The organism is Teichococcus aerofrigidensis (assembly GCF_054073225.1).
In genome coordinates, this window is record NZ_JBSXMU010000016.1 from 20290 (window position 1) to 39903 (window position 19614).

18 protein-coding genes are annotated in these 19614 nt (G+C 71.9%); 8 read left to right on the forward strand and 10 right to left on the reverse strand.

Going from position 1 to position 19614, the window contains the following annotated elements; genetic code table 11:
* Window positions 1-11: 11 nt before the first annotated feature.
* Together ACVMLK_RS06060 and ACVMLK_RS06065 are read right to left on the reverse strand one after the other, a co-directional pair.
* A complete protein-coding gene (locus ACVMLK_RS06060) occupies window positions 12-1742 on the reverse strand; it encodes an IlvD/Edd family dehydratase (RefSeq protein ID WP_457485885.1) in 1731 nt (576 codons plus the stop codon).
* 90 nt (window positions 1743-1832) lie between these two features.
* On the reverse strand, window positions 1833-2819 hold the full coding sequence (locus ACVMLK_RS06065; protein WP_457485886.1) for a LysR substrate-binding domain-containing protein: 987 nt from the start codon (window positions 2817-2819) through the stop codon (window positions 1833-1835).
* A gap of 257 nt (window positions 2820-3076) precedes the next feature.
* Here ACVMLK_RS06065 and ACVMLK_RS06070 point away from each other — a divergent pair, with 257 nt between their 5' ends.
* Entirely contained in the window at window positions 3077-4090 is a 1014-nt protein-coding gene (locus tag ACVMLK_RS06070) for a Bug family tripartite tricarboxylate transporter substrate binding protein (protein ID WP_198366718.1), read from the forward strand.
* A gap of 51 nt (window positions 4091-4141) precedes the next feature.
* On the opposite strand, the gene ACVMLK_RS06075 is transcribed toward ACVMLK_RS06070, so the two are convergent.
* Window positions 4142-5050, reverse strand: a complete 909-nt coding sequence (locus ACVMLK_RS06075) for an ABC transporter ATP-binding protein (protein WP_198366719.1) — start codon at window positions 5048-5050, stop codon at window positions 4142-4144.
* Window positions 5047-6084, reverse strand: a complete 1038-nt coding sequence (locus ACVMLK_RS06080) for an ABC transporter ATP-binding protein (RefSeq protein ID WP_422925352.1) — start codon at window positions 6082-6084, stop codon at window positions 5047-5049. The genes ACVMLK_RS06075 and ACVMLK_RS06080 overlap by 4 nt, the downstream gene beginning before the upstream one ends.
* Window positions 6085-6238: 154 nt before the next feature.
* On the opposite strand from ACVMLK_RS06080, the gene ACVMLK_RS06085 reads away from it, so the two are divergent.
* On the forward strand, window positions 6239-7237 hold the full coding sequence (locus tag ACVMLK_RS06085; RefSeq protein WP_198366721.1) for a KpsF/GutQ family sugar-phosphate isomerase: 999 nt from the start codon (window positions 6239-6241) through the stop codon (window positions 7235-7237).
* An 8-nt stretch (window positions 7238-7245) separates the two neighbouring features.
* Here the strand turns inward: ACVMLK_RS06085 and ACVMLK_RS06090 are convergent, their stop codons facing one another.
* Window positions 7246-7422 carry a hypothetical protein gene (locus ACVMLK_RS06090; protein ID WP_198366722.1) on the reverse strand — a complete coding sequence of 59 codons (177 nt, stop codon included), beginning with the start codon at window positions 7420-7422 and terminating at the stop codon, window positions 7246-7248.
* Window positions 7423-7734: 312 nt separating this feature from the next.
* Between ACVMLK_RS06090 and ACVMLK_RS06095 the strand changes: the two genes are divergently transcribed.
* Window positions 7735-11253, forward strand: coding sequence for an indolepyruvate ferredoxin oxidoreductase family protein (locus tag ACVMLK_RS06095; protein WP_457485887.1), 3519 nt, complete (start codon window positions 7735-7737; stop codon window positions 11251-11253).
* A gap of 16 nt (window positions 11254-11269) precedes the next feature.
* Here the strand turns inward: ACVMLK_RS06095 and ACVMLK_RS06100 are convergent, their stop codons facing one another.
* Window positions 11270-12580 carry an O-acetylhomoserine aminocarboxypropyltransferase/cysteine synthase family protein gene (locus tag ACVMLK_RS06100; RefSeq protein ID WP_422924874.1) on the reverse strand — a complete coding sequence of 437 codons (1311 nt, stop codon included), beginning with the start codon at window positions 12578-12580 and terminating at the stop codon, window positions 11270-11272.
* Window positions 12581-12817: 237 nt separating this feature from the next.
* On the opposite strand from ACVMLK_RS06100, the gene ACVMLK_RS06105 reads away from it, so the two are divergent.
* From ACVMLK_RS06105 to ACVMLK_RS06120, 4 genes are all read left to right on the forward strand, one after another.
* Window positions 12818-13768, forward strand: coding sequence for an aldo/keto reductase (locus tag ACVMLK_RS06105; RefSeq protein WP_457485888.1), 951 nt, complete (start codon window positions 12818-12820; stop codon window positions 13766-13768).
* A gap of 101 nt (window positions 13769-13869) precedes the next feature.
* The gene (locus ACVMLK_RS06110) at window positions 13870-14769 is read left to right on the forward strand and encodes a LysR family transcriptional regulator (protein ID WP_198366726.1); all 900 of its coding nucleotides are present in this window, start codon (window positions 13870-13872) and stop codon (window positions 14767-14769) included.
* Between the two features lie 78 nt (window positions 14770-14847).
* Window positions 14848-15051: a hypothetical protein gene (locus tag ACVMLK_RS06115; protein ID WP_198366727.1), complete on the forward strand. Its 204-nt coding sequence runs from the start codon at window positions 14848-14850 to the stop codon at window positions 15049-15051.
* A 74-nt stretch (window positions 15052-15125) separates the two neighbouring features.
* The gene (locus ACVMLK_RS06120) at window positions 15126-15350 is read left to right on the forward strand and encodes a hypothetical protein (RefSeq protein ID WP_422924880.1); all 225 of its coding nucleotides are present in this window, start codon (window positions 15126-15128) and stop codon (window positions 15348-15350) included.
* An 8-nt stretch (window positions 15351-15358) separates the two neighbouring features.
* On the opposite strand, the gene ACVMLK_RS06125 is transcribed toward ACVMLK_RS06120, so the two are convergent.
* The 4 genes from ACVMLK_RS06125 to ACVMLK_RS06140 are packed head-to-tail and all read right to left on the reverse strand — an operon-like array spanning window position 15359 to window position 18920.
* On the reverse strand, window positions 15359-16216 hold the full coding sequence (locus ACVMLK_RS06125; RefSeq protein ID WP_198366728.1) for a metal ABC transporter permease: 858 nt from the start codon (window positions 16214-16216) through the stop codon (window positions 15359-15361).
* A complete protein-coding gene (locus ACVMLK_RS06130; protein ID WP_198366729.1) occupies window positions 16216-17079 on the reverse strand; it encodes a metal ABC transporter permease in 864 nt (287 codons plus the stop codon). Before ACVMLK_RS06130 ends, ACVMLK_RS06125 begins: the two co-directional genes overlap by 1 nt.
* Window positions 17072-18013, reverse strand: coding sequence for a metal ABC transporter ATP-binding protein (locus ACVMLK_RS06135; RefSeq protein WP_457485889.1), 942 nt, complete (start codon window positions 18011-18013; stop codon window positions 17072-17074). The genes ACVMLK_RS06130 and ACVMLK_RS06135 overlap by 8 nt, the downstream gene beginning before the upstream one ends.
* Window positions 18006-18920, reverse strand: coding sequence for a metal ABC transporter substrate-binding protein (locus tag ACVMLK_RS06140; RefSeq protein ID WP_457485890.1), 915 nt, complete (start codon window positions 18918-18920; stop codon window positions 18006-18008). Before ACVMLK_RS06140 ends, ACVMLK_RS06135 begins: the two co-directional genes overlap by 8 nt.
* Before the next feature lie 134 nt (window positions 18921-19054).
* Here ACVMLK_RS06140 and mntR point away from each other — a divergent pair, with 134 nt between their 5' ends.
* The gene (gene mntR / locus ACVMLK_RS06145; RefSeq protein WP_457485891.1) at window positions 19055-19540 is read left to right on the forward strand and encodes a manganese-binding transcriptional regulator MntR; all 486 of its coding nucleotides are present in this window, start codon (window positions 19055-19057) and stop codon (window positions 19538-19540) included.
* The last annotated feature ends 74 nt before the right edge of the window (window positions 19541-19614 follow it).

The following is a 19614-nucleotide window of genomic DNA, read 5'->3' on the forward strand; positions in this document are numbered from 1 at the left end:
TCTCCTTCCCTTCAGTGATTGTCACGCGGCACGGGCGAGCCGCTGCGGCCGACCAGGAAGTCGAAATCGGCGCCCTGGTCCGCCTGAAGCACGTGATCGACATAGAGCCGGGTATAGCCCCTGTCGAAATGCGGCGCCGGCGGCACCCAGGCGGCGCGGCGGGCGGCCAACTCGGCCTCGTCCACATGCAGGTGCAGGCTGCCGGCCTTGACGTCGAGGGTGATGAGATCGCCGGTCCGCACCAGGGCCAGCGGCCCGCCGGCCGCCGCCTCCGGCGCCACATGCAGCACCACGGTGCCATAGGCGGTGCCGGACATGCGGGCATCGGAGATCCGCACCATGTCGCGCACCCCCTGGCGCAGCAGCTTCTGCGGCAGCGGCATGTTGCCGACCTCGGCCATGCCGGGATAGCCCTTGGGGCCGCAGTTCTGCAGCACCATGATGCAGTCGGCGTCGATCTCCAGGCTGTCGTCGTTCACCGCGTGGTGCAGGTGTTCGATGCTGTCGAAGACCACGGCGCGGCCGGTGTGCCGCATCAGGTGCGGCGAGGCGGCGGACGGCTTGATCACCGCGCCGTCGGGCGCCAGGTTGCCGCGCAGGATGGCGATGCCGGCATCGGGCTTGAAGGGCTGCTCCGGGGTGGTGATGACCTCCCGGTTCCAGCAGCGCGCGTCCTTGACGTTGTCCCAGATGCTCCGGCCGTTGACGGTCAGCGCGTCCTTGTGCAGCAGGCCCTGCTCGCCCAGGTCGCGCAGCACCACGGGCAGGCCGCCGGCGTAGTAGAAATCCTCCATCAGGTACTCGCCGGAGGGCATCAGGTTCACCTGGCAATGGACGCCGCGGCCCAGCCGGTCGAAATCCTCCAGCGTCAGGTCGACGCCGATGCGCCGCGCGATGGCGATGAGATGCACCACCGCGTTGGTCGAGCCGCCGATGGCGGCCAGGGTGCGGATGGCGTTCTCGAAGGCCTCCCGCGTCAGGATCCTCGTGGGTGTCAGGTCCTCTCCCACCATCTCGACGATGCGGCGGCCGGCCATGCGGGCCAGCTCGTTGCGGCGGGCGTCGACGGCGGGGATGGCGGCGTTGGTCGGCAGGCCGATGCCCAGCGCCTCCACCATCGAGGCCATGGAGGAGGCCGTGCCCATGGTCATGCAGGAACCATGGCTGCGGTTCATCCCCGCCTCGGCCTCATGGAACTCCCTCAGCGTGATCTCGCCGGCGCGCAGCTGCTCGCTCATCGAGATGATGCTGGTGCCGGAGCCGATCATCCTGCCCTGATAGACGCCGCGCAGCTGCGGCCCGCCGGAGACGCCGATGGCGGGAAGGTCGGCGCTGGCCGCGCCCATCAGCAGCGCGGGCGTCGTCTTGTCGCAGCCCATCAGCAGCACGACGCCATCCAGCGGATGGGCGCGGATGCCCTCTTCCACATCCATCGCCGCGAGGTTGCGGTAGAGCATGGCGGTGGGGCGCATCGTCACCTCGCCCAGCGAGGAGACGGGGAATTCCAGCGGGAAGCCGCCGGCCTCCAGCACGCCGTAGCGGACATGCTCGGCGATGGTGCGGAAGTGGCTGTTGCAGGGGTTGAGCTCGGACCAGGTGTTGCAGATGCCGATGACCGGCCTGCCCTCGAACTGGTCCTGCGGAATGCCGCGGTTCTTCAGGAAGGAGCGGTAGTAGAAGCCCATCTTGTCCTGCCGGCCGAACCAGGCCTGGCTGCGCAGCGTTTTCTTGTCGTGTGTCATGGCGCGTTTCCTCGGGAGACGGCAGGGGCGCCGCGTCGGGGCAGGCTAGGCCGACGAGGCATATCGTTCCAATCGGAACTTCGGGGCGATCTATGCCGGTTTCGGTATGTCTCCGAAGAGCAAAGCCTCCGCCATGGCGTGGAGGCTGTGCGCCGCCGGCGAGAGGCGGTGGCCGCGCAGCCGAATCAACCCATAGGGCGGCACGCTCAGGCGGGGCGCCTCCCGCGGGGCGGGCAGGCGGCGGAACCGCCCGCGCGGCCCGAAGATGGCCGCGACCGAGGTGCTGACGGCACCGATGGCATCGCCCCGCGCCAGCGCCGCCAGGGCGACCAGGGCCGAGGCGGTGTTCAGCACCTGGCCCGGCGGCTCGAGCCCGTGGCGCAGGAACAGCATCTCCACCTGCTGGCGCAGCAGGCTGCCGCGCGGTTCCAGCACCCAGGGGTAGGCCCGGAGATCGGCCAGGGCCGGGGTGCCTCCCGCCAGCAGCGGATGCTCCTCCCGCACCAGGAAGCAGATCTCCTCCTCCCCCACCTCGCGATACTCCAGCCCGGCCGCGTCCTGCCCCGCGGGCAGGCGCGCCAGGATGAAGTCCAGCCGGCCGGCGCGCAGCCGCTCGACCAGGACCGGGCTGGTGTCCACCTCCGCGCTCACCCGGATGCCGGGCGCCTCGCGCCGTGCCTGCTCCACCAGCCGCACCAGCGCATCCACCGCCGGCATGGTGACGGCGCCGATGGCCACCGTGCCGCCCGAGCCGCCGCGCAGGCCGTTCAGCTCCGCCGCCGCCGCCTCCAGCTCGACCAGCACGGCGCGGGCGCGCCGCAGCAGCACCTCGCCCAGCGCGTTGGGCTCCACCCCGCGCGGCCGGCGCTCGACCACCGGCGCGCCGATCATCGCCTCGATCTCCGCCAGCAGGCGCGAGGCGGCGGGCTGGGTCAGGCCGAGGCGGCGGGCGGCGCGGTTGAGGTTGCGGTCCTCGTCCAGGGCGGTGAGCAGTTGCAGGTGGCGCAGCTTGAGGCGGGTGCGGGAGAACCAGTCCGGCGCCAGGGGGCGAGGCGCCCCGGCGGGGGAAGCGGCCATGGCAGGGATATCCGATTCGGTATGTCGGTCGCCGATGATTGCGCTTTACTAGCATCCCGCCCGCCCCCTAACCATACCGCGACAAGAACAGTTCCGCAGCAAGCGGACCGGGCCCGAGGCGGTCCGTGGAGGAAAGCCGGTCCCCTGCCCGCCCCCGCGCGGCGCGCCGTGCCATGCCGCCGCCCCGCCCCGATCCCGGCGTCACACCCGCCCCCGTTCCCGCGAGGGCGGCTCCACGGACCCGGAAAGACCCACGGATGACGTTCCAGAACGACGCCCTGCCCCCGCTCCGCCGCCGCGGGCTGCTCGCCGCCGGCCTCGGCGCCGCCGCCGGTGGCCTCGCCATGCCGCACCTGGCCCTGGCCCAGTCCTGGCCGACCCGGCCGGTGACGCTGGTGGTCGGCTTCCCGCCCGGCGGCCAGACCGACTTCGCCGCCCGCGTCATCCAGCAGGGCATGTCGCAGGCGCTCGGCCAGCCGGTGGTGATCGACAACAAGGGCGGCGCCGGCGGCAATATCGGCACCGAGGCGGTGCTGCGGGCGCGGCCGGACGGCTACACGATCCTGGCGGCCAATTCGAGCTCCATGGCCATCAACCCACACACCTTCCCGGGCATGACCATCGATCCGCTGGAGCTGGTCTCGGTGGGGCTGGCGCTGCAAAGCTCGCTGATCCTGTGCCTGCACCCCTCGGTTCCGGCGAGGACGGTCGCGGACTTCACCGCCTGGGTGAAGGCGCAGCCCAAGGGCGTCGATTACGGCACGGCGGCGGCGGGAAGCATGTCGCACTGCGCGATGGAGCTGTTCCGCACCCGCATCGGCAATCCGCAGATGGAGAGCGTGCCCTATCGCGGCAGCGGCCCGGCCATGCAGGACTTCATCGCCGGCCGCTTCAGCGCCCTCTTCGACGCCGCCTCGGTCGTGGCGCCCTTCGTCAAGGCCGGGCAGGTGCGCGGGCTGATGGTGACGGGGGAGCGGCGCGCGCCGGCCTTCCCGGATATCCCGACCGCCGCCGAGCAGGGCCTGAACGACTTCATCATCACCAGCTGGATCGGCCTCTCGGCGCCGAAGGGCACGCCGCCCGAGGTGGTGCAGCGGCTCAACGCGGCGATGAACGCGGCGCTGCAGGACGCCACGGTGCGGGAGCGCATCACCGGCCAGGGCGACGAGCCGGGCGGCGGCACGGCGGCGGAGTTCGATGCCCGCGTGAAGGCCGACCACAAGCGCTGGGGCGAGGTGGCGCGGGCGGCGAATATCCGCGCCGACGCCTGATGGCCGGGCGGGCCGGAGAAAGGTCATCCTCTCTCCGGCCGCCCGCCCGCCTCACACCAGGGCGAAATGCCCCGCCGACACCTCGCGGAGCTCCGCCTCGGGGGGCGGCGGCGAAGGCTCGTAGGGCAGGCGCCGGCGGGCCGCCTCGCGGTCCGGGTCCGGGATCGGCGCCGCCGAGATCAGGGCACGGGTATAGGGATGGGTCGGGTTGGCGAAGACCTCGGCGGTCGGTCCCATCTCGACGATGCGGCCGCGCAGCATCACCGCCACCCGGTGGCAGAGATAGCGCACCATGCCGAGGTCATGGGCGATGAACAGATAGGCCATGCCCATCTCCTCCTGCAGATCGAGGAAGAGGTTGATGATCTGCGCCTGGATCGAGACGTCGAGCGCGGTGATCGGCTCGTCCGCCACGATCAGCTTCGGGCCGAGCGCGATGGCGCGGGCGATGCCGATGCGCTGCCGCTGACCGCCGGAGAACTGGTGGGGGAAGCGGTCCATGAAGCGCGGGTCGAGGCCGACACGCCGGAAGAGCTCCGCCACACGGTCGCGCTGCTCGGCGCCGCCCCGCACCACCCCATGCACGCGCAGGGGCTCGCCGACGCTCTCTCCCACCCGCATGCGCGGATTGAGCGAGGAGTAGGGGTCCTGGAACACCACCTGCAGCTTCTTGCGCACCTTGATGAGCTGGTGCGTCTTCAGGCCGGTGATGTCCTCGCCCTCGAAGACGATACGGCCGGCGGTGGGCTTCTCCAGCCGCAGCACCAGGCGGCCGGTCGTGCTCTTGCCCGAGCCGGATTCGCCGACCAGGCCCAGCGTCTCGCCCGGCGCCACGGTGAAGCTGATGCCGTCCACCGCCTTCACCGTGTGGGTCGGGCGGCCCCAGAGGTTGTGCGCGGTGTCGAAGTGCCGGGTCAGGCCCTCGACCGCCAGGATCGGCTTGGGGGCAATCGCGTTCATGCGGCCTTCTCCCGTTGGGCGCGGAGGTCGTACCAGGCGGCGACGAGATGGCCGGGCACCGCGCCCGGCGCCTGCACCAGCGGGGGCACCTCGGTCAGGCAGCGCTCGGTCGCGAAGGGGTTGCGTGGCGCGAAGGGATCGCCCACCGGCGGCTGGAAGAGATCCGGCGGCTGGCCGGGGATCTGGTAGAGGCGCTGGCGTTCCGTCGCCACCACGGCGACGCGCTCGCCCTCGGCCGCGATCGGCATCTCGTGGTCGGGCAGGGAGCGCAGCAGGCCCCAGGTATAGGCGCTGCGCGTGTCGTTGAAGACGGCGCGGACCGGGCCGCGCTCCTGCACGCGGCCGCCATACATGACCTGCACCGTGTCGGCGATGCCGGCGACCACGCCCATGTCGTGCGTGATCCAGATCATCGCCATGCCGAGCTTCTTCTTCAGGTCGCGCATCAGGTCGAGCACCTGGCCCTGCACCGTCACGTCGAGCGCGGTGGTCGGCTCATCGGCGATCAGCAGCTTGGGCTCGCAGGCGATGCCGATGGCGATCATGGCGCGCTGCCGCATGCCGCCCGAGAACTGGTGCGGATACTGCGTCACGCGCTTGCGCGGCTCGGGGATGCCGACCAGGTCGAGCAGCGCGACGGCGCGTTCCAGGGCCTGACGCCGGGACATCAGCCCGTGCGTCACCAGCGCCTCGGTGATCTGCGTGCCCACGGTCAGCACCGGGTTCAGCGAGGTCATCGGGTCCTGGAAGATGATGCCGATCTCGCGCCCGCGCAGCTTGCGCAGCTCGCGCTCCGAGAGGGTCAGCAGCTCGCGCCCGTCGAAGCGCACGCTGCCGCCGGCGATGCGGCCGGGAGGCTTCGGGATGAGGCCCAGCATGGCCAGGACATGCACGCTCTTGCCGCTGCCGCTCTCGCCGACGACGCCGAGGGTCTCGCCCGCCTCCAGGTCGTAGCTGACGCCATTCACCGCATGGACGGTGCCTTCCCCGGTGTCGAAGCGGACGGTGAGATCCCTGACCTCCAGCAGCGCCATGGGCGAGGACTCCTTGCCTGGAAATTATGAGAATGATTCTTAGTGTCATTCTCATCGCCAGGCAACATGCCAGCTCCGCCCTCCCCGTCTGTACCCACTGTCGGCATTTCTGCTATGGCAGCCGGCCCCGCCCCTGCATGAGGACCGCGACAGGATGACCCTGGCCACCCCCGCCGCCGGAACCGCCCTCTCGGCGGCCCGCCGCACCGTGGAGCTGGAGATCGAGGGGCTCGCCGCGCTGCGCGCCGCGCTCGGCCAGGAAGGGGCGGCGGCGCTGGGCAGCCGGCTGGACGAGGCCACCCGGCTGATCCTGGCTGCCGAGGGCCGCGTCGTCCTGACCGGCATGGGCAAGTCCGGCCATGTCGGGCGCAAGATCGCCGCCACCCTCGCCTCCACCGGCACGCCGGCCTATTTCGTGCACCCGGGCGAGGCGAGCCACGGCGATCTCGGCATCATCCGCAACGAGGATGTGGTGATCGCCCTGTCCTGGTCGGGCGAGGCGCCGGAGCTGTCGGATATCGTCGCCTACACGCGCCGCTTCGGGGTGAAGCTCATCGCCATCACCTCCTCCGCCCACAGCGCGCTGGGCAGCGCGGCGGATGTGGCGCTGATCCTGCCGGTGATGCCGGAGGCCTGCCCCAACGGCCTGGCGCCGACCACCTCCACCACCATGCAGATGGCGATCGGCGACGCCCTGGCCGTGGCCCTGCTGTCGCTGCGCGGCTTCACCGCGACGGATTTCCGCCAGTTCCATCCGGGCGGCAAGCTGGGCTCGCAGCTTCGCAAGCTGCGCGACATGATGCATGGCGGCAGCAGCGTGCCGCTGGTGCCGGACGATGCCAGCCTCTCCCAGGCCATCGTCGAGATGACCGGCAAGCGCTTCGGCATCACCGGCGTGGTGGACAAGGCCGGCCGCCTGATCGGCGTGGTGACCGATGGCGACGTCCGCCGCGCCTTCGAGGCCGCCTTCGTGGACCGCCCGGTGCGGGAGGTGATGACGCCCAGCCCCCGCACCGTGGCGCCCGACCTGCTGGCGCAGGAGGCGCTGGCACTGATGAACCGGCTGCGGATCACCAGCCTTTTCGTCATGGAAGGCGACAGGCCGGCCGGCATCATCCACCTGCATGACCTGCTGCGCAGCGGCGTGGCCTGAGCCGCCCCTCAGTCGCCGGATTTGCCCTTGGGGGGGATGACCGCGGCCGCCTGACCTTCGGTCTCGTTCTTGTAGGCCTCTTCCGGGCGCCGCTTCGGCGCCTTGGGGTCGGTCTGGTCCTCGTTCGGGTCGTGCGGGCCGACATTGTCCGGCCGGGCCGTGTTGTAGCGGGGATTGTTGGCCATGATGCTCCTTCCACCCGGCGGGACACCGGGCGTCCGCTCGATTCAACGCCGCAGCGCGACGGCCGTTCCAGATCGACCGTGCTGGCGTATGGCAGCAGGATTTTCCGTGTTGCAACGCAATATCGGACGATCATTCCGAGGATACGCCCTCCTTCGGGGGATGATTCCCCTGCCGGGGTGGTTCCCGTATGGTTTCGGAAGCCTCTTCCGCCGCCGCCCCGTTATGCTGCGGCATAGGCCAGGCGGGGCGACAGACCCTCCGGCCCCGCCGCCAGCCTTGCCTTCCGGCGGCCGACAGGGAAGGTCCGACGAATGCCCGACATGCCCCTGCGGCGGGCCGAGGCCACGCCGCTGCTCTACCTCCCCGGAATCCAGGCCCTGGCCCGCCTGCCGCTGCTGCAGCGGCGGCGCGATGCCGCCGCCGGGCTGAACACGGCCGGCTTCGTCTCCGGCTATCGCGGCTCGCCCCTCGGCGGGCTGGATCAGGCGCTCTGGAAGGAGGCCGAGGCCCTGGCGGCCGAGCGGATCACCTTCCAGCCCGGCCTGAACGAGGATCTCGCGGCCACCGCCGTCTGGGGGTCGCAGCAGGTCGGGCTCTTTCCGGACGCGCGGCATGACGGTGTCTTCGCCCTCTGGTACGGCAAGGGGCCGGGCGCCGACCGCAGCATGGACGTGTTCAAGCACGCCAACGCCGCCGGCACGGCGCGCCATGGCGGCGTGCTGGCGGTGGTCGGCGACGATCACGGCGCGAAGTCCTCGACCCTGCCGCATCAGAGCGACCATATCTTCGCCGCGGCCATGATCCCGGTGCTGAACCCCTCGGGCGTGCAGGAGCTGATCGAGTTCGGCCTGCATGGCTGGGCCATGTCGCGCTGGTCGGGCTGCTGGGTGGCGATGAAGGCGGTGGCCGATACGGTCGAGACCTCGGCCGCCGTGCGCCTCGACCCGATGGCGGTCGAGACGCTGATCCCCGGCGACTTCGCCCTGCCGCCGGACGGGCTCAACATCCGCTGGCCCGACACGCCGATGGCGCAGGAGATGCGGCTGCAGCGCTACAAGGCCTATGCCGCCATGGCCTATGCCCGGCTGAACGGGCTGAACCGCGTGGTGCTCGACAGCCCCCGCGCCCGTCTCGGCATCGCCAGCACCGGCAAGTCCTACCTCGACGTGCGCCAGGCGCTGGAGCTGCTGGGCCTCGATGACAGCGCGGCCGCCGCGGCCGGCATCCGCCTGTTCAAGGTCGGCATGCCCTGGCCGCTCGATGCCGAGGGGACGCGGCATTTCGCCGAGGGGCTGGAGGAGATCCTGGTCGTCGAGGAGAAGCGCCAGCTCATCGAGTATCAGCTCAAGGAGCAGCTCTACAACTGGCGGCAGGACGTGCGGCCGCGCGTCGTCGGCAAGTTCGACGACCAGGGCGAATGGGACCTGCCGGTGCATGACTGGCAGCTCCCCGCCGCCGGCGAGCTTTCCGCCGGGCTCGTCGCCCGCGTCATCGCCCGCCGCCTGCTGCGGATGCGCGAGGATGCCGGGCTGCGCGCGGCGCTGGCGCGGCTGGAGGCGCAGGACGCCCCGCCCCCCGCCGCGGCGGCGCAGCGCCTGCCGCATTACTGCCCCGGCTGCCCGCACAACAGCTCGACCCGTGTGCCCGAGGGCAGCCGCGCTCTGGCCGGCATCGGCTGCCACTACATGGCGCTCTGGATGAACCCCGAGCAGACCCAGACCTTCAGCCAGATGGGCGGCGAGGGCGTGGCCTGGATCGGACAGGCGCCCTTCACCGGGACGCGGCATGTCTTCGCCAATCTGGGCGACGGGACCTATGCGCATTCCGGCATCCTGGCGATCCGCCAGGCGGTCGCCGCCCGCGTCAACATCACCTACAAGATCCTCTACAACGACGCCGTGGCGATGACCGGCGGCCAGCCTGTCGAGGGCCAGCCCAGCGTGGCGCGGATCGCCCGGCAGGTGGTGGCGGAAGGGGTGGCGCGCGTCGTCGTGCTGGCCGAGCAGCCGGAGCGCCATGCCGGCTCGGACCTGCCGGCCGGCATCCCCGTCCTGCACCGGCGGGAGCTGGACCGGGTGCAGCGCGAGCTGCGCGAGACCCCGGGCACCACGGTGCTGATCTTCGACCAGACCTGCGCGGCCGAGAAGCGCCGCCGCCGCAAGCGCGGCCTGCTGCCCAACCCGGCGCGGCGCGTCTTCATCAACGACCGCGTCTGCGAAGGCTGTGGCGATTGCAGCGCCAAGTCCAACTGCCTCGCCGTGGTGCCGGTGGAGACCGAGTTCGGCCGCAAGCGGGCCATCGACCAGTCGGCCTGCAACAAGGACTTCTCCTGCCTGGAGGGCTTCTGCCCGAGCTTCGTCACCATCGAGGGCGGCCGGCCCCGGCCGCGCCCCGCCGCGCTCCAGGCGCCCGATGCCGGGCTGCCCGAGCCCGCCCTGCCGTCCCTGGACCGGCCCTATGGCATCCTTGTCACCGGCATCGGCGGCACCGGCGTCATCACCATCGGCGCGCTGATCGGCACGGCGGCCGCGCTGGAGGGCAAGGCCGCGACGGCGCTCGACATGGCCGGGCTGGCGCAGAAGGGCGGGCCGGTCTGGTCGCACCTGCGCCTGGCCGCGCGGCAGGAGCAGCTGCATGCCTCCCGCATCGCCGCCGGCGAGGCGCGGCTGGTGCTGGGCTGCGATCTGGTGGTGACCGCAGCGCCGGACAGCCTGCTGAAGATGCGGCCGGGCCACACCCGCGCCGTGGTCAACGCGCATGAGCAGGCGACCAGCGACATGGTGCGCGGCTTCGCCGCCCAGGCGCGCAGCGGCGACGCCGCCGGCCAGCCCGACCCGCGCCTGCCCGCCGCCGAGATGGAGCGGCGCATCGCCGCCGCCTGCGGCCCGGGCGGCGCCAGCTTCCTGGCGGCGACGCCCCTGGCCACCGGCCTGCTCGGCGAGGCCATCGCCACCAACCTCTTCCTGCTCGGCTATGCCTGGCAGCAGGGCCTGCTGCCGGTGGGCGGGGAGGCGCTGCGCCAGGCCATCCGCATGAATGGCGCGGCGGTGGAGATGAACCTCGCCGCCTTCGCCTGGGGTCGCCGCGCCGCGCTGGACCTGGCCGCCGTCCGGCAGGCGGCCGGCCCCGCCGCCGCCCCGCCGGCCCTGGAGCGGGGCCTGGAGGAGATCGTGGCCCGCCGCGTCGCCGACCTCACCGCCTATCAGGATGCCGCCTATGCCGCGCGCTACGCCGCCCTGGTGGAGCGGGCGCGCTGCGCGGAGGCGGAACGCGCCCCGGGGCTCGGCGGCTTCGCCGAGGCCGTGGCGCGCAACCTCTACAAACTCATGGCCTACAAGGACGAATACGAGGTGGCCCGCCTGCACACGGCGGAGGGCTTCCTCGAACGGGTGTGGGAGGGCTTCGAGGGCGAGGCGCGGCCGGTCTTCCATCTCGCCCCGCCCCTGCTCTCCCGGCGCGATCCGCGCACGGGCGAGCCACGCAAGCGCGCCTTCGGCCCCTGGATCCTGCCCGTGCTGCGGGGGCTGGCGCGCGCCCGCCGGCTGCGCGGAGGCTGGCTCGACCCCTTCGGGCACACGGCCGAGCGCCGCCGCGACCGGACGCTGATCCGGGAATACGAGGCCACCATCGCCGGGCTCTGCGCCCGGTTGAACCCGGCCTGCCATGCCGTGGCGGTGGAGCTGGCCGCCATCCCGCAGCTTATCCGGGGCTATGGGCCGGTGCGCGAGCGGCACCTGATCCAGGCGCGGCGGCGGGAGGCGGAACTGCGCGCGCGGCTGGAGGCGCCGGTCACGGCCCCGCCGGAACACGCCCCGCCGGAACACGCCTGAAGCGGGGCGCGTGCCCTCACCCCCGCCCGGCCGCCTCCAGCGCCTGGCGCAGGTCGCCCAGGATATCGTCCGGATGCTCCAGCCCGACCGAGAGGCGCACATAGCCCGGCGTCACGCCCGTCGCCCGCTGCTCGGCCTCGGAGAGCTGCGAATGCGTGGTGCTGGCCGGATGGATGGCGAGGCTGCGGGCATCGCCGATATTGGCCACATGGTGGAACAGGCGCAGCGCGTCGATGAAGCGCCGCCCGGCCTCCGCTCCGCCGGCCAGCTCGAAGCCCAGCAGCCCGCCATGGCCGCGCCGGAGATAGGCCTCGGTGCGCGCCGCCGCCACACCCTTGTGATGCGCCGGATGGATCACCCGCGTCACCTCCGGCCGCCCGGCCAGGAACTCCGCCACCAGGCTGGCATTGCGGCTGTGCTCGCGGATGCGCAGGGGCAGGGTCTCGATGCCCTGCAGGATCAGGAAGGCGTTGAAGGGGCTGAGCGCCGGGCCGAGATCGCGCAGCAGGGTGGTGCGCGCCTTCAGGATATAGGCGATGGGGCCGAGCGGCCTGGCCGCCTCCACCCATTGCGCGCCGTGATAGGAGGGGTCGGGCCGGTGCAGCGCCGGCTGCCGCGCCGGGTGCGCCGCCCAGTCGAAATTGCCGCCATCGACGATGATGCCGCCGATGCTGCTGCCGTGCCCGCCGATGAACTTGGTCAGCGAATGCACCACCACCGCCGCGCCATGCTCGAAGGGGCGGATCAGCAGCGGCGCGGCGGTGTTGTCCACGATCAGCGGAATGCCGAGCGGCCGGCCGATGGCCGCGACCTCGGCGATGGGGAAGACCTCCAGCTTCGGATTGGGCAGGGCCTCGGCGTAATAGGCACGCGTGCGGTCGTCCGTCGCGCGGTGGAAGCCCTCCGGATCGGCGGGATCGACGAAGCGGACCTCGATGCCCTGGTCCTTCAGCGTGTTGGCGAAGAGGTTCCAGGTGCCGCCATAGAGATCGGTGGAGGCGACGATATTGTCCCCGGCCCTGGCCAGGTTCTGCACCGAGAGCGCCGAGGCCGCCTGGCCGGAGGCCAGGGCCAGCGCCGCCACGCCCCCTTCCAGCGCCGCGACCCGCTGCTCCAGCACGTCGGTCGTCGGATTGCCGATGCGGGTGTAGATATTGCCCAGCTCCTGCAGGGCGAAGAGCCGCGCCGCCTGGCCGGCATCGTCGAACTGGTAGGAGGTGGTCTGATAGATCGGCACGGCCACGGATTTGGTGGCCTCGTCCCGCCACCAGCCCGCATGCAGGGCCAGGGTCTCGGGGTGCCGGGTTTCCGGCTTCCGGTCGGTCATTCTTGTCTCCCCTCCTGGGCGCCGTGGCCCGGTGCGGCGCCATGCTTCCACTCCTTGCACGGCCAGGGAAGGTGTTTTCTGAGGTAGCACGATATCGTCCCGTTGATCGTCCGTTCGGTTGCCCTTGGGCCGCCCGGCGCGGCCGACGGCCCCGCCGCAGCCTGGACTTGCCGGCCCGCCGTCCCACATGCCGCAGGGTCTGGCGGAGGCTCCTCCGCCGAGCTGTGGAGAATGGACATGCAGAAACGCGCGCTGGGCCGCAGCGGCCTCGACATCGCCCCCCTCGTCTTCGGCGGCAATGTCTTCGGCTGGACCGTAGACGAGAAGACCTCCTTCGGGTTGCTGGATGGCTTCGTCGATGCCGGGCTGAACGCCATCGACACGGCCGATGTCTATTCCGCCTGGGCGCCCGGCAACCGCGGCGGCGAGTCCGAGACCATCATCGGCAACTGGCTGCGAGCCAATCCCGGCAAGCGCGACAAGGTGCTGCTGCTCACCAAGGTCGGCTCCGACATGGGGCAGGGCCACCGCGACCTGTCGCGCGGCTGGATCATCAAGGCGGTGGAGGATTCGCTGCGCCGGCTCAACACCGACCGGATCGACCTCTACCAGTCCCATTGGCCGGACCCGCGCACCCCCTATGAGGAGACGCTCGGCGCCTATGACACGCTGCTGCGGCAAGGCAAGGTGCGCGCCATCGGCTGCTCCAACCTCGATGCCGGGCAGCTCGCCGAGGCCCTGGCCACGGCGCGCGACAAGGGCCTGCCGCGCTACGAGACGCTGCAGCCGCAGTACAACCTCTACGATCGCGAGGGCTTCGACGGCCCGCTGCGTGACCTCGCGCTGCGCGAGGGCCTGGGGGTCATCACCTATTACAGCCTCGCCTCCGGCTTCCTGTCCGGCAAGTACCGCTCGGAGGCGGATCTCGGGCAGAGCCAGCGCGGCCAGGGCATCGCCAAGTATCTGAACCCTCGCGGCCTCGCCATCCTGGCGGCCCTGGACGAGGTGGCGGAGCGGCACGGCGCCAGGCCGGCCGAGGTGGCGCTCGCCTGGCTCATCGCGCGCGAGGGCGTGACGGCGCCGATCGCCAGCGCCACCAGCCGGACCCAGCTGGAAAGCCTGGTCAGGGCCGTCTCGCTGACCCTGCGGCCGGAGGATATCGCACGGCTGGATCAGGCCAGCGCCTGAGGGCCTGACCTGCATCCCGGCTCCCTCCCCCTGCGCGGTTTCCCTGGGGGGCTCCCTGGGGGGCTCCCTGGGGGCCGGGAAACCGCCTATAGCTGCTCGGGATGACCCTGCGGCAACTGGAGATCCTGCGCGCCGTCCTCCGCTTCCAGACCACCATGGCCGCGGCGCGGGTTCTCGGCATGTCGCAGCCCGCCGTCAGCGCGGCCCTGAAGCAGATGGAATCGCAGCTTGGCTTCGCCCTGTTCGAGCGCGTCAACAACCGCCTCTTTCCCACCGAGGCCGCGCGCATGCTGCAGCAGGAGGCGGAGCCGCTCTTCACCATCCACACGGCCCTGGAGCAGAAGCTGCAGGACCTGCGCGACGACACCATCACCCGGCTGCGCATTCTCAGCACGCCCCCGCTCGGGCACCACGCCCTGCCCCGCGCGCTCGATCTCTTCCTGCGGCACAATCCGCGGGTGCGGATCTTCTTCGATGTCCGCGATCTCGACGAGATCCAGCGGCAGATCGAGGCCGGCGCCACGGATCTCGGCTTCGGCCTGAGCCTAGAGCACCGGCCGGGGCTGACGGCGCAGCCGCTGCTGGAGGACCGCATGGTCTGCGTCTGCCGCCCCGAGCATCCCCTGGCGGCGCTGCCGGTGGTGCGGCCGGCGGATCTGGCCGCGCATCCCTTCATCGCGCTGGAGGCCGGGCGCCGCATGGGGGCGGCGGTGCGGCAGGCCTTCCTGGAGGCGCGACAGCCCTTTCTCTTCCGCGCCGAGGTCCGCTATGCCGACACCGCCTGCGCCCTGGCCGCGGCCGGGCTCGGCGCCTCGGTGGTGGACCCCTTCTCGCCCCGCCGGGCACCCCGCGAACTGGCGGTCCGGCCCTTCGAGCCGGCCATTCCCTCCATCGCCTACGCCTTCTGGTCCGGCCGCACCGAACTGCCACGGACCGCGCGGCGCTTTCTCGCCGAGACCACCGACGTCATCCGCCGCAGCCTGAATCAGGCGCAGGTCTGAACTGCCCCCGCTGGCCCTTGCCCGGCTCCGGCGGGCGGCACATCTTCCGTGGACAAGAACAAGGGACGGAGGAATTCCATGAGCATGAATGACAATCTTCGCGTGCTGAAGAGCAGCGCCCTGCAGGCTCGCCGCGACCATATCGCGCGTACCCTGGGCGGCGAGGCCGTGCCCTCCGCCAGCCACCGCCTGGCGGGCCTGCAGCGGATGCTGCCCCGGTTGGAGCAGGCGCTGAGCCTCACACCCCGAACCCGGAACGAGGAGGAGGCCGGCCCCCGCTGAGGCAGGCGGCCTGCAGCCCCGACCGACGGCCCCGGCCCTGCCGCGGGCCGTTTTTCTTTGTCTTCGGGCCGGACATGAAGAGCAGAGGTTCGCACAGCGGTTCTTCGCCGATCCCGGATCCTCACCCGGAAGCGGAACCCAGGCCCTACCGCGTCCCCGAACGGCTCAAGGCCGCCGTGGTGGTCGATCTCGGCTCCTTCGCACCGACCCGGCGGGCGATGGCGACCGGCGCCGGCACCGCCTTCGGCCTGGCGGAGGTGGTGCCGGGCGGGCTTCCGGGCGAGACGGCGGCGGGATAGCGCCCCGCCTAGCGCGGCACCGCGGCGGCGCGGCGCCGCGCCCGGCGGGCGGCGAGCAGCCCGTGCCGGGGCGCCAGCAGCAGCGCCACGGCGAAGAGCAGCGAGAGCAGGCAGACGATGGCGCCGGCCGGCGAGACGTTGACATGGAAGCTGGCCGCCAACCCGCCCAGGACCGAGACCGCCGCGGCGGCCACGCTGATCGCCGCCATGCGGCCGAACCGGTCGGCCAGGAGATAGCCGATGCAGCCCGGCGTGATCAGCAGCGCCACCACCAGGATCACACCCACCGCCTGCACCCCGGCCACGACCGCGGCCGAGAGCAGGGCCAGGAAGAGATAGCGCAGCGCCGTGGTGTTCAGCCCGATGCTGCGGGCATGGCCGGCATCGAAGCAGAAGAGGATCAGGTCCCGCCCCTTGAAGGCCAGCAGCAGCAGCGTCGCGCCGCCCACCAGCAGGGTCTGCCAGAAGTCCTCCGCCTCGATGCCCAGGATGTTGCCGAAGAGGATGTGCGTGACATGCGCCTCGGTGGTCAGGAAGGCGAGCAGCACCAGCCCGGCCGCGAACATGCCAGTGAAGACCACGCCGAGCGCCGTGTCCTCCTTCACCCGGCTGTGCGACTGCACGAAGCCCGCGCCCAGCGCGCAGGCCATGCCGGCGGCGAAGGCGCCGAGCGCCAGGGGCAGGCCGGCGGCCGAGGCGAGGACGACGCCCGGCAGCACGGCATGCGCGACGGCGTCGCCCAGCAGCGACCAGCCTTTCAGCACGATGTAGCAGGAGAGCAGGGCGCAGGCGGTGCCGACCAGCAGGCCGATGCCGAGCGCCTCCAGCATGAAGCCGTGCGCGAAGGGCGCGGTCAGGAGGTCCATCACCCGCCACCCTCCGCCAGGGCCGCCCGCCGCGCCCGGCGCCCGGCCAGCAGGCCGTGGCGCGGCGCCAGGAGCAGCGTCAGCAGGAAGAGCAGCGCCTGCAGGCTGACGATCAGCCCGCCCGTCGAGCCATCCAGGAAATAGCTGGCATAGGCGCCGAGGAAGGCGGTGCCGGCGCCCATCCCGCCGGCCAGGGCCAGCATGCGGCCGAAGCGGTCGGTCAGCAGATAGGCCGTGGCGCCGGGCGCGACCAGCATGGCGATGACCAGCACCGCGCCGACCGCCACCATCGCCGCCACGGCCACCGCGGCGACCGAGCCCAGCAGCAGCACCTGCAGAAGCCGCGTGTCGAGCCCGATCGCCCGGGCCTGCACCGGGTCGAAGGCCCAGAGCACCAGGTCGCGCCCGCGCAGCGCCAGGACCAGCAGCACCCCGAGGGTGACCAGCAGCATCTGCGTCAGGTCGGCCGGGTCGATGCCGAGCACGTTGCCGAAGATGATGGTCTGCAGCCGGATGTTGCTCGGCCAGAGCGTCAGCAGCACCAGCCCGGCGCCGAAGAATGCGGTGAAGACGATGCCGATGGCGGCATCCTCGCGGATGCGGCTGTTGCGGCGGATGAAGCCCATGCACCACGCCGCCAGCAGGCCGGAGGCGAAGGCCCCGAGGGCGAAGGGCAGGCCGAGGATCCAGGCTAGCGCGACGCCGGGCACCACGGCGTGGGACAGCGCGTCGCCCAGCAGCGACCAGCCCTTGAGCGCCACGAAGCAGGAGAGCAGGCCGCAGACCAGCCCGACCAGCGCGCTGACCAGCATGGCGTTGCGCATGTACTCGTAGTCGAAGGGAACCAGCAGCGCCTCAGCCATGCGCCGGGACATCCAGCGGGGCCTCGACGGGCTGCAGCCGGCCGAGGATCTCGCCCCCCTCGCCGAGCACCAGCGTGCCGCCCTCCGGCTCGGCCAGCAGCGTCACCGCGCCGCCGCCGGTCCCCGCGGCCGTGCCGGCGCCGAAGGCCCTCGCCAGATTGGCCCGGGTGAAGACCGCCCCGGTCGGGCCGGCGGCCAGCACGGTGCCCTTGATCAGCGCCACCTCGTCACAGAGCTGCGGCACGCTGGCGAGGTCATGGGTGGAGACCAGAATGATCCGTCCCTCCTCCCGCAACTCCCGCAGCAGGGCCATGATCTGCTCCTGCGTGGTGACATCCACCCCGCCGAAGGGCTCGTCGAGCAGGATCAGCCGCCCGTCCTGCGCCAGGGCGCGGGCCAGGAAGACCCGCTTCTTCTGGCCGCCGGAAAGCTGGCCGATCTGCCGCCCGGCGAAATCCGCCATGCCGACGCGCTCCAGCGCCGCGCGCACCGCCGCGCGATCGGCGGCGGCGGGGATGCGGAGGCGGCTCATGTAGCCGTAGCGACCCATCATGACGACATCCCGCACCGAGACGGGGAAGGACCAGTCCACCTCCTCGTTCTGCGGCACGTAGGCGACCCAGTTGCGGCGCTGCGCCTCCCGCACCGCCAGCCCGCCGATGCGGACCGAGCCGGCCGCCGGCGTCACCATGCCCATGATGGCCTTGAAGAGCGTGGACTTGCCCGCGCCGTTGACGCCGAGCAGGCCGCAGATGGTGGGCCGCCGCAGCCGCAGATCGGCCGCGCGCAGCGCCACATGGCCATTGGCGTAGGCCACGTCGAGCCCCTCCACGACCAGGTCGACAAGGCCCGGCGGCCCGCCCGGCGCGGCGCGGCGGCCCGACAGGGCCTGGCCAAGGCGCCGCCAGAGGCCGGCCGCCGGCGCCTCACTCACGGAAGCCGGCCAGGATGGCATTGGCGTTGAAGTCCAGCAGCCGCAGATAGGTCGGCGCCTCGCCGCCCGCATCGGTCAGGCTGTCCACGTGCAGCGTCCCGGCGAAGCGCGAGCCGGCCTCCCGCGCCACCTGCCGCATGGCGCGGTCGCTGACCGTGCTTTCGCAGAACAGCGCCGGGATGGCGTGCTGGCGGATGGTGTCCACGGCCCGGCGGATCTGCCGGGGCGTGCCCTCCTCCTCGGCGTTGATCGGCCAGAGATAGAGTTCCCGGAGGCCATAGTCGCGCGCCAGGTAGGAGAAGGCGCCCTCGCAGCTGACCAGCCAGCGCTGCGGCTCGGGGATCCGCGCCAAGCGCTCGCGGATCGGCGCGTCGAGGGCGCGGATCTCAGCGGTGTACCGGGCGGCATTGGCGGCATAGGTCGCGGCCCGGGCCGGATCGGCCGCCGACAGGGCCTTGCGGATGTTCTCGACATAGATCGCCGCATTGGCCGGCGACATCCAGGCATGCGGGTTGGGGCGGCCGCGATAGGGCCCCTCGGTGATGGCGATGGGCGCGACGCCTTCGCTGAGGGTGGCGGAAGGGACACCGTCCAGGCGCTGGAAGAAGCGCTCGAACCAGCGTTCCAGGCCCAGGCCGTTCCACAGCACCAGATCGGCCTTCTGCGCCTTCACCACGTCCTGCGGCGTCGGCTCATAGTCATGGATCTCGGCGCCGGGGCGGGTGATGGAGTCCACCACGGCCGCCTCGCCCGCCACGGCCTGGGCCATGTCCTGAAGGATGGTGAAGGTCGTGACCACCCGGAGCGGGCCGGCCTTCTCCGGCGTCTGGGCCGGAGCGGCGGTGGCCAGCAGGAGGGTCAGGCCGCAGGCCGCCAGCAGGGCGCGGCGATAGGGGGCAAGGGTCATTCAGGTCCTCTTGTGCCAGCGTCACCGATCTGATGCTGGATATTAAGCCTGTAGCTTCGGCTACAATCAACACTTATCTGATGCGATCTGCCGCGATTGCAACACCTTCGCCCCTGGGGCATCTTGCGGCTCCGATGACGCCGCCCTACACCAAGCTTCCCGAGGTCCGCCAGACGCCTCCCGACCGGCCCGCGGCGGCCGCCGACATGCCGGCGGAGGGCGACCAGGCGGCGCGCCACGCCTCCGCCCGCGCCGGCCGCGCCTCCGCGGTGCTGGAGGATTATGTCGAGCTGATCGATGACCTGCTCAGCGAGGACGGCGAGGCGCGGCCGACCGACCTGGCGCGGCGCCTCGGCGTCTCGCACGCGACCGCCATCAAGAGCATCAGCCGGCTGAAGAGCCTCGGCCTCGCCTATTCCAAGCCCTACCGCAGCGTTTTCCTGACCGAGGCCGGCCATGCGCTGGCCTGCAAGGTGCGGGCGCGGCATCGGGTCGTGGTCGATCTGCTGCAGGCCGTGGGCGTGCCGGCCGAGGTCGCCGAACGCGATGCCGAGGGCATCGAGCACCACGTCAGCGAGGAGACGCTCGCCGCCTTCGCCGCGTTCCTGCGAACCCGCTGAGGGCCCAAGACCATCGCGCGCTTGTCAATCGGCGGGCCGCGAACGGAATGGACGACAAAGGGGGGGCGCGGAAC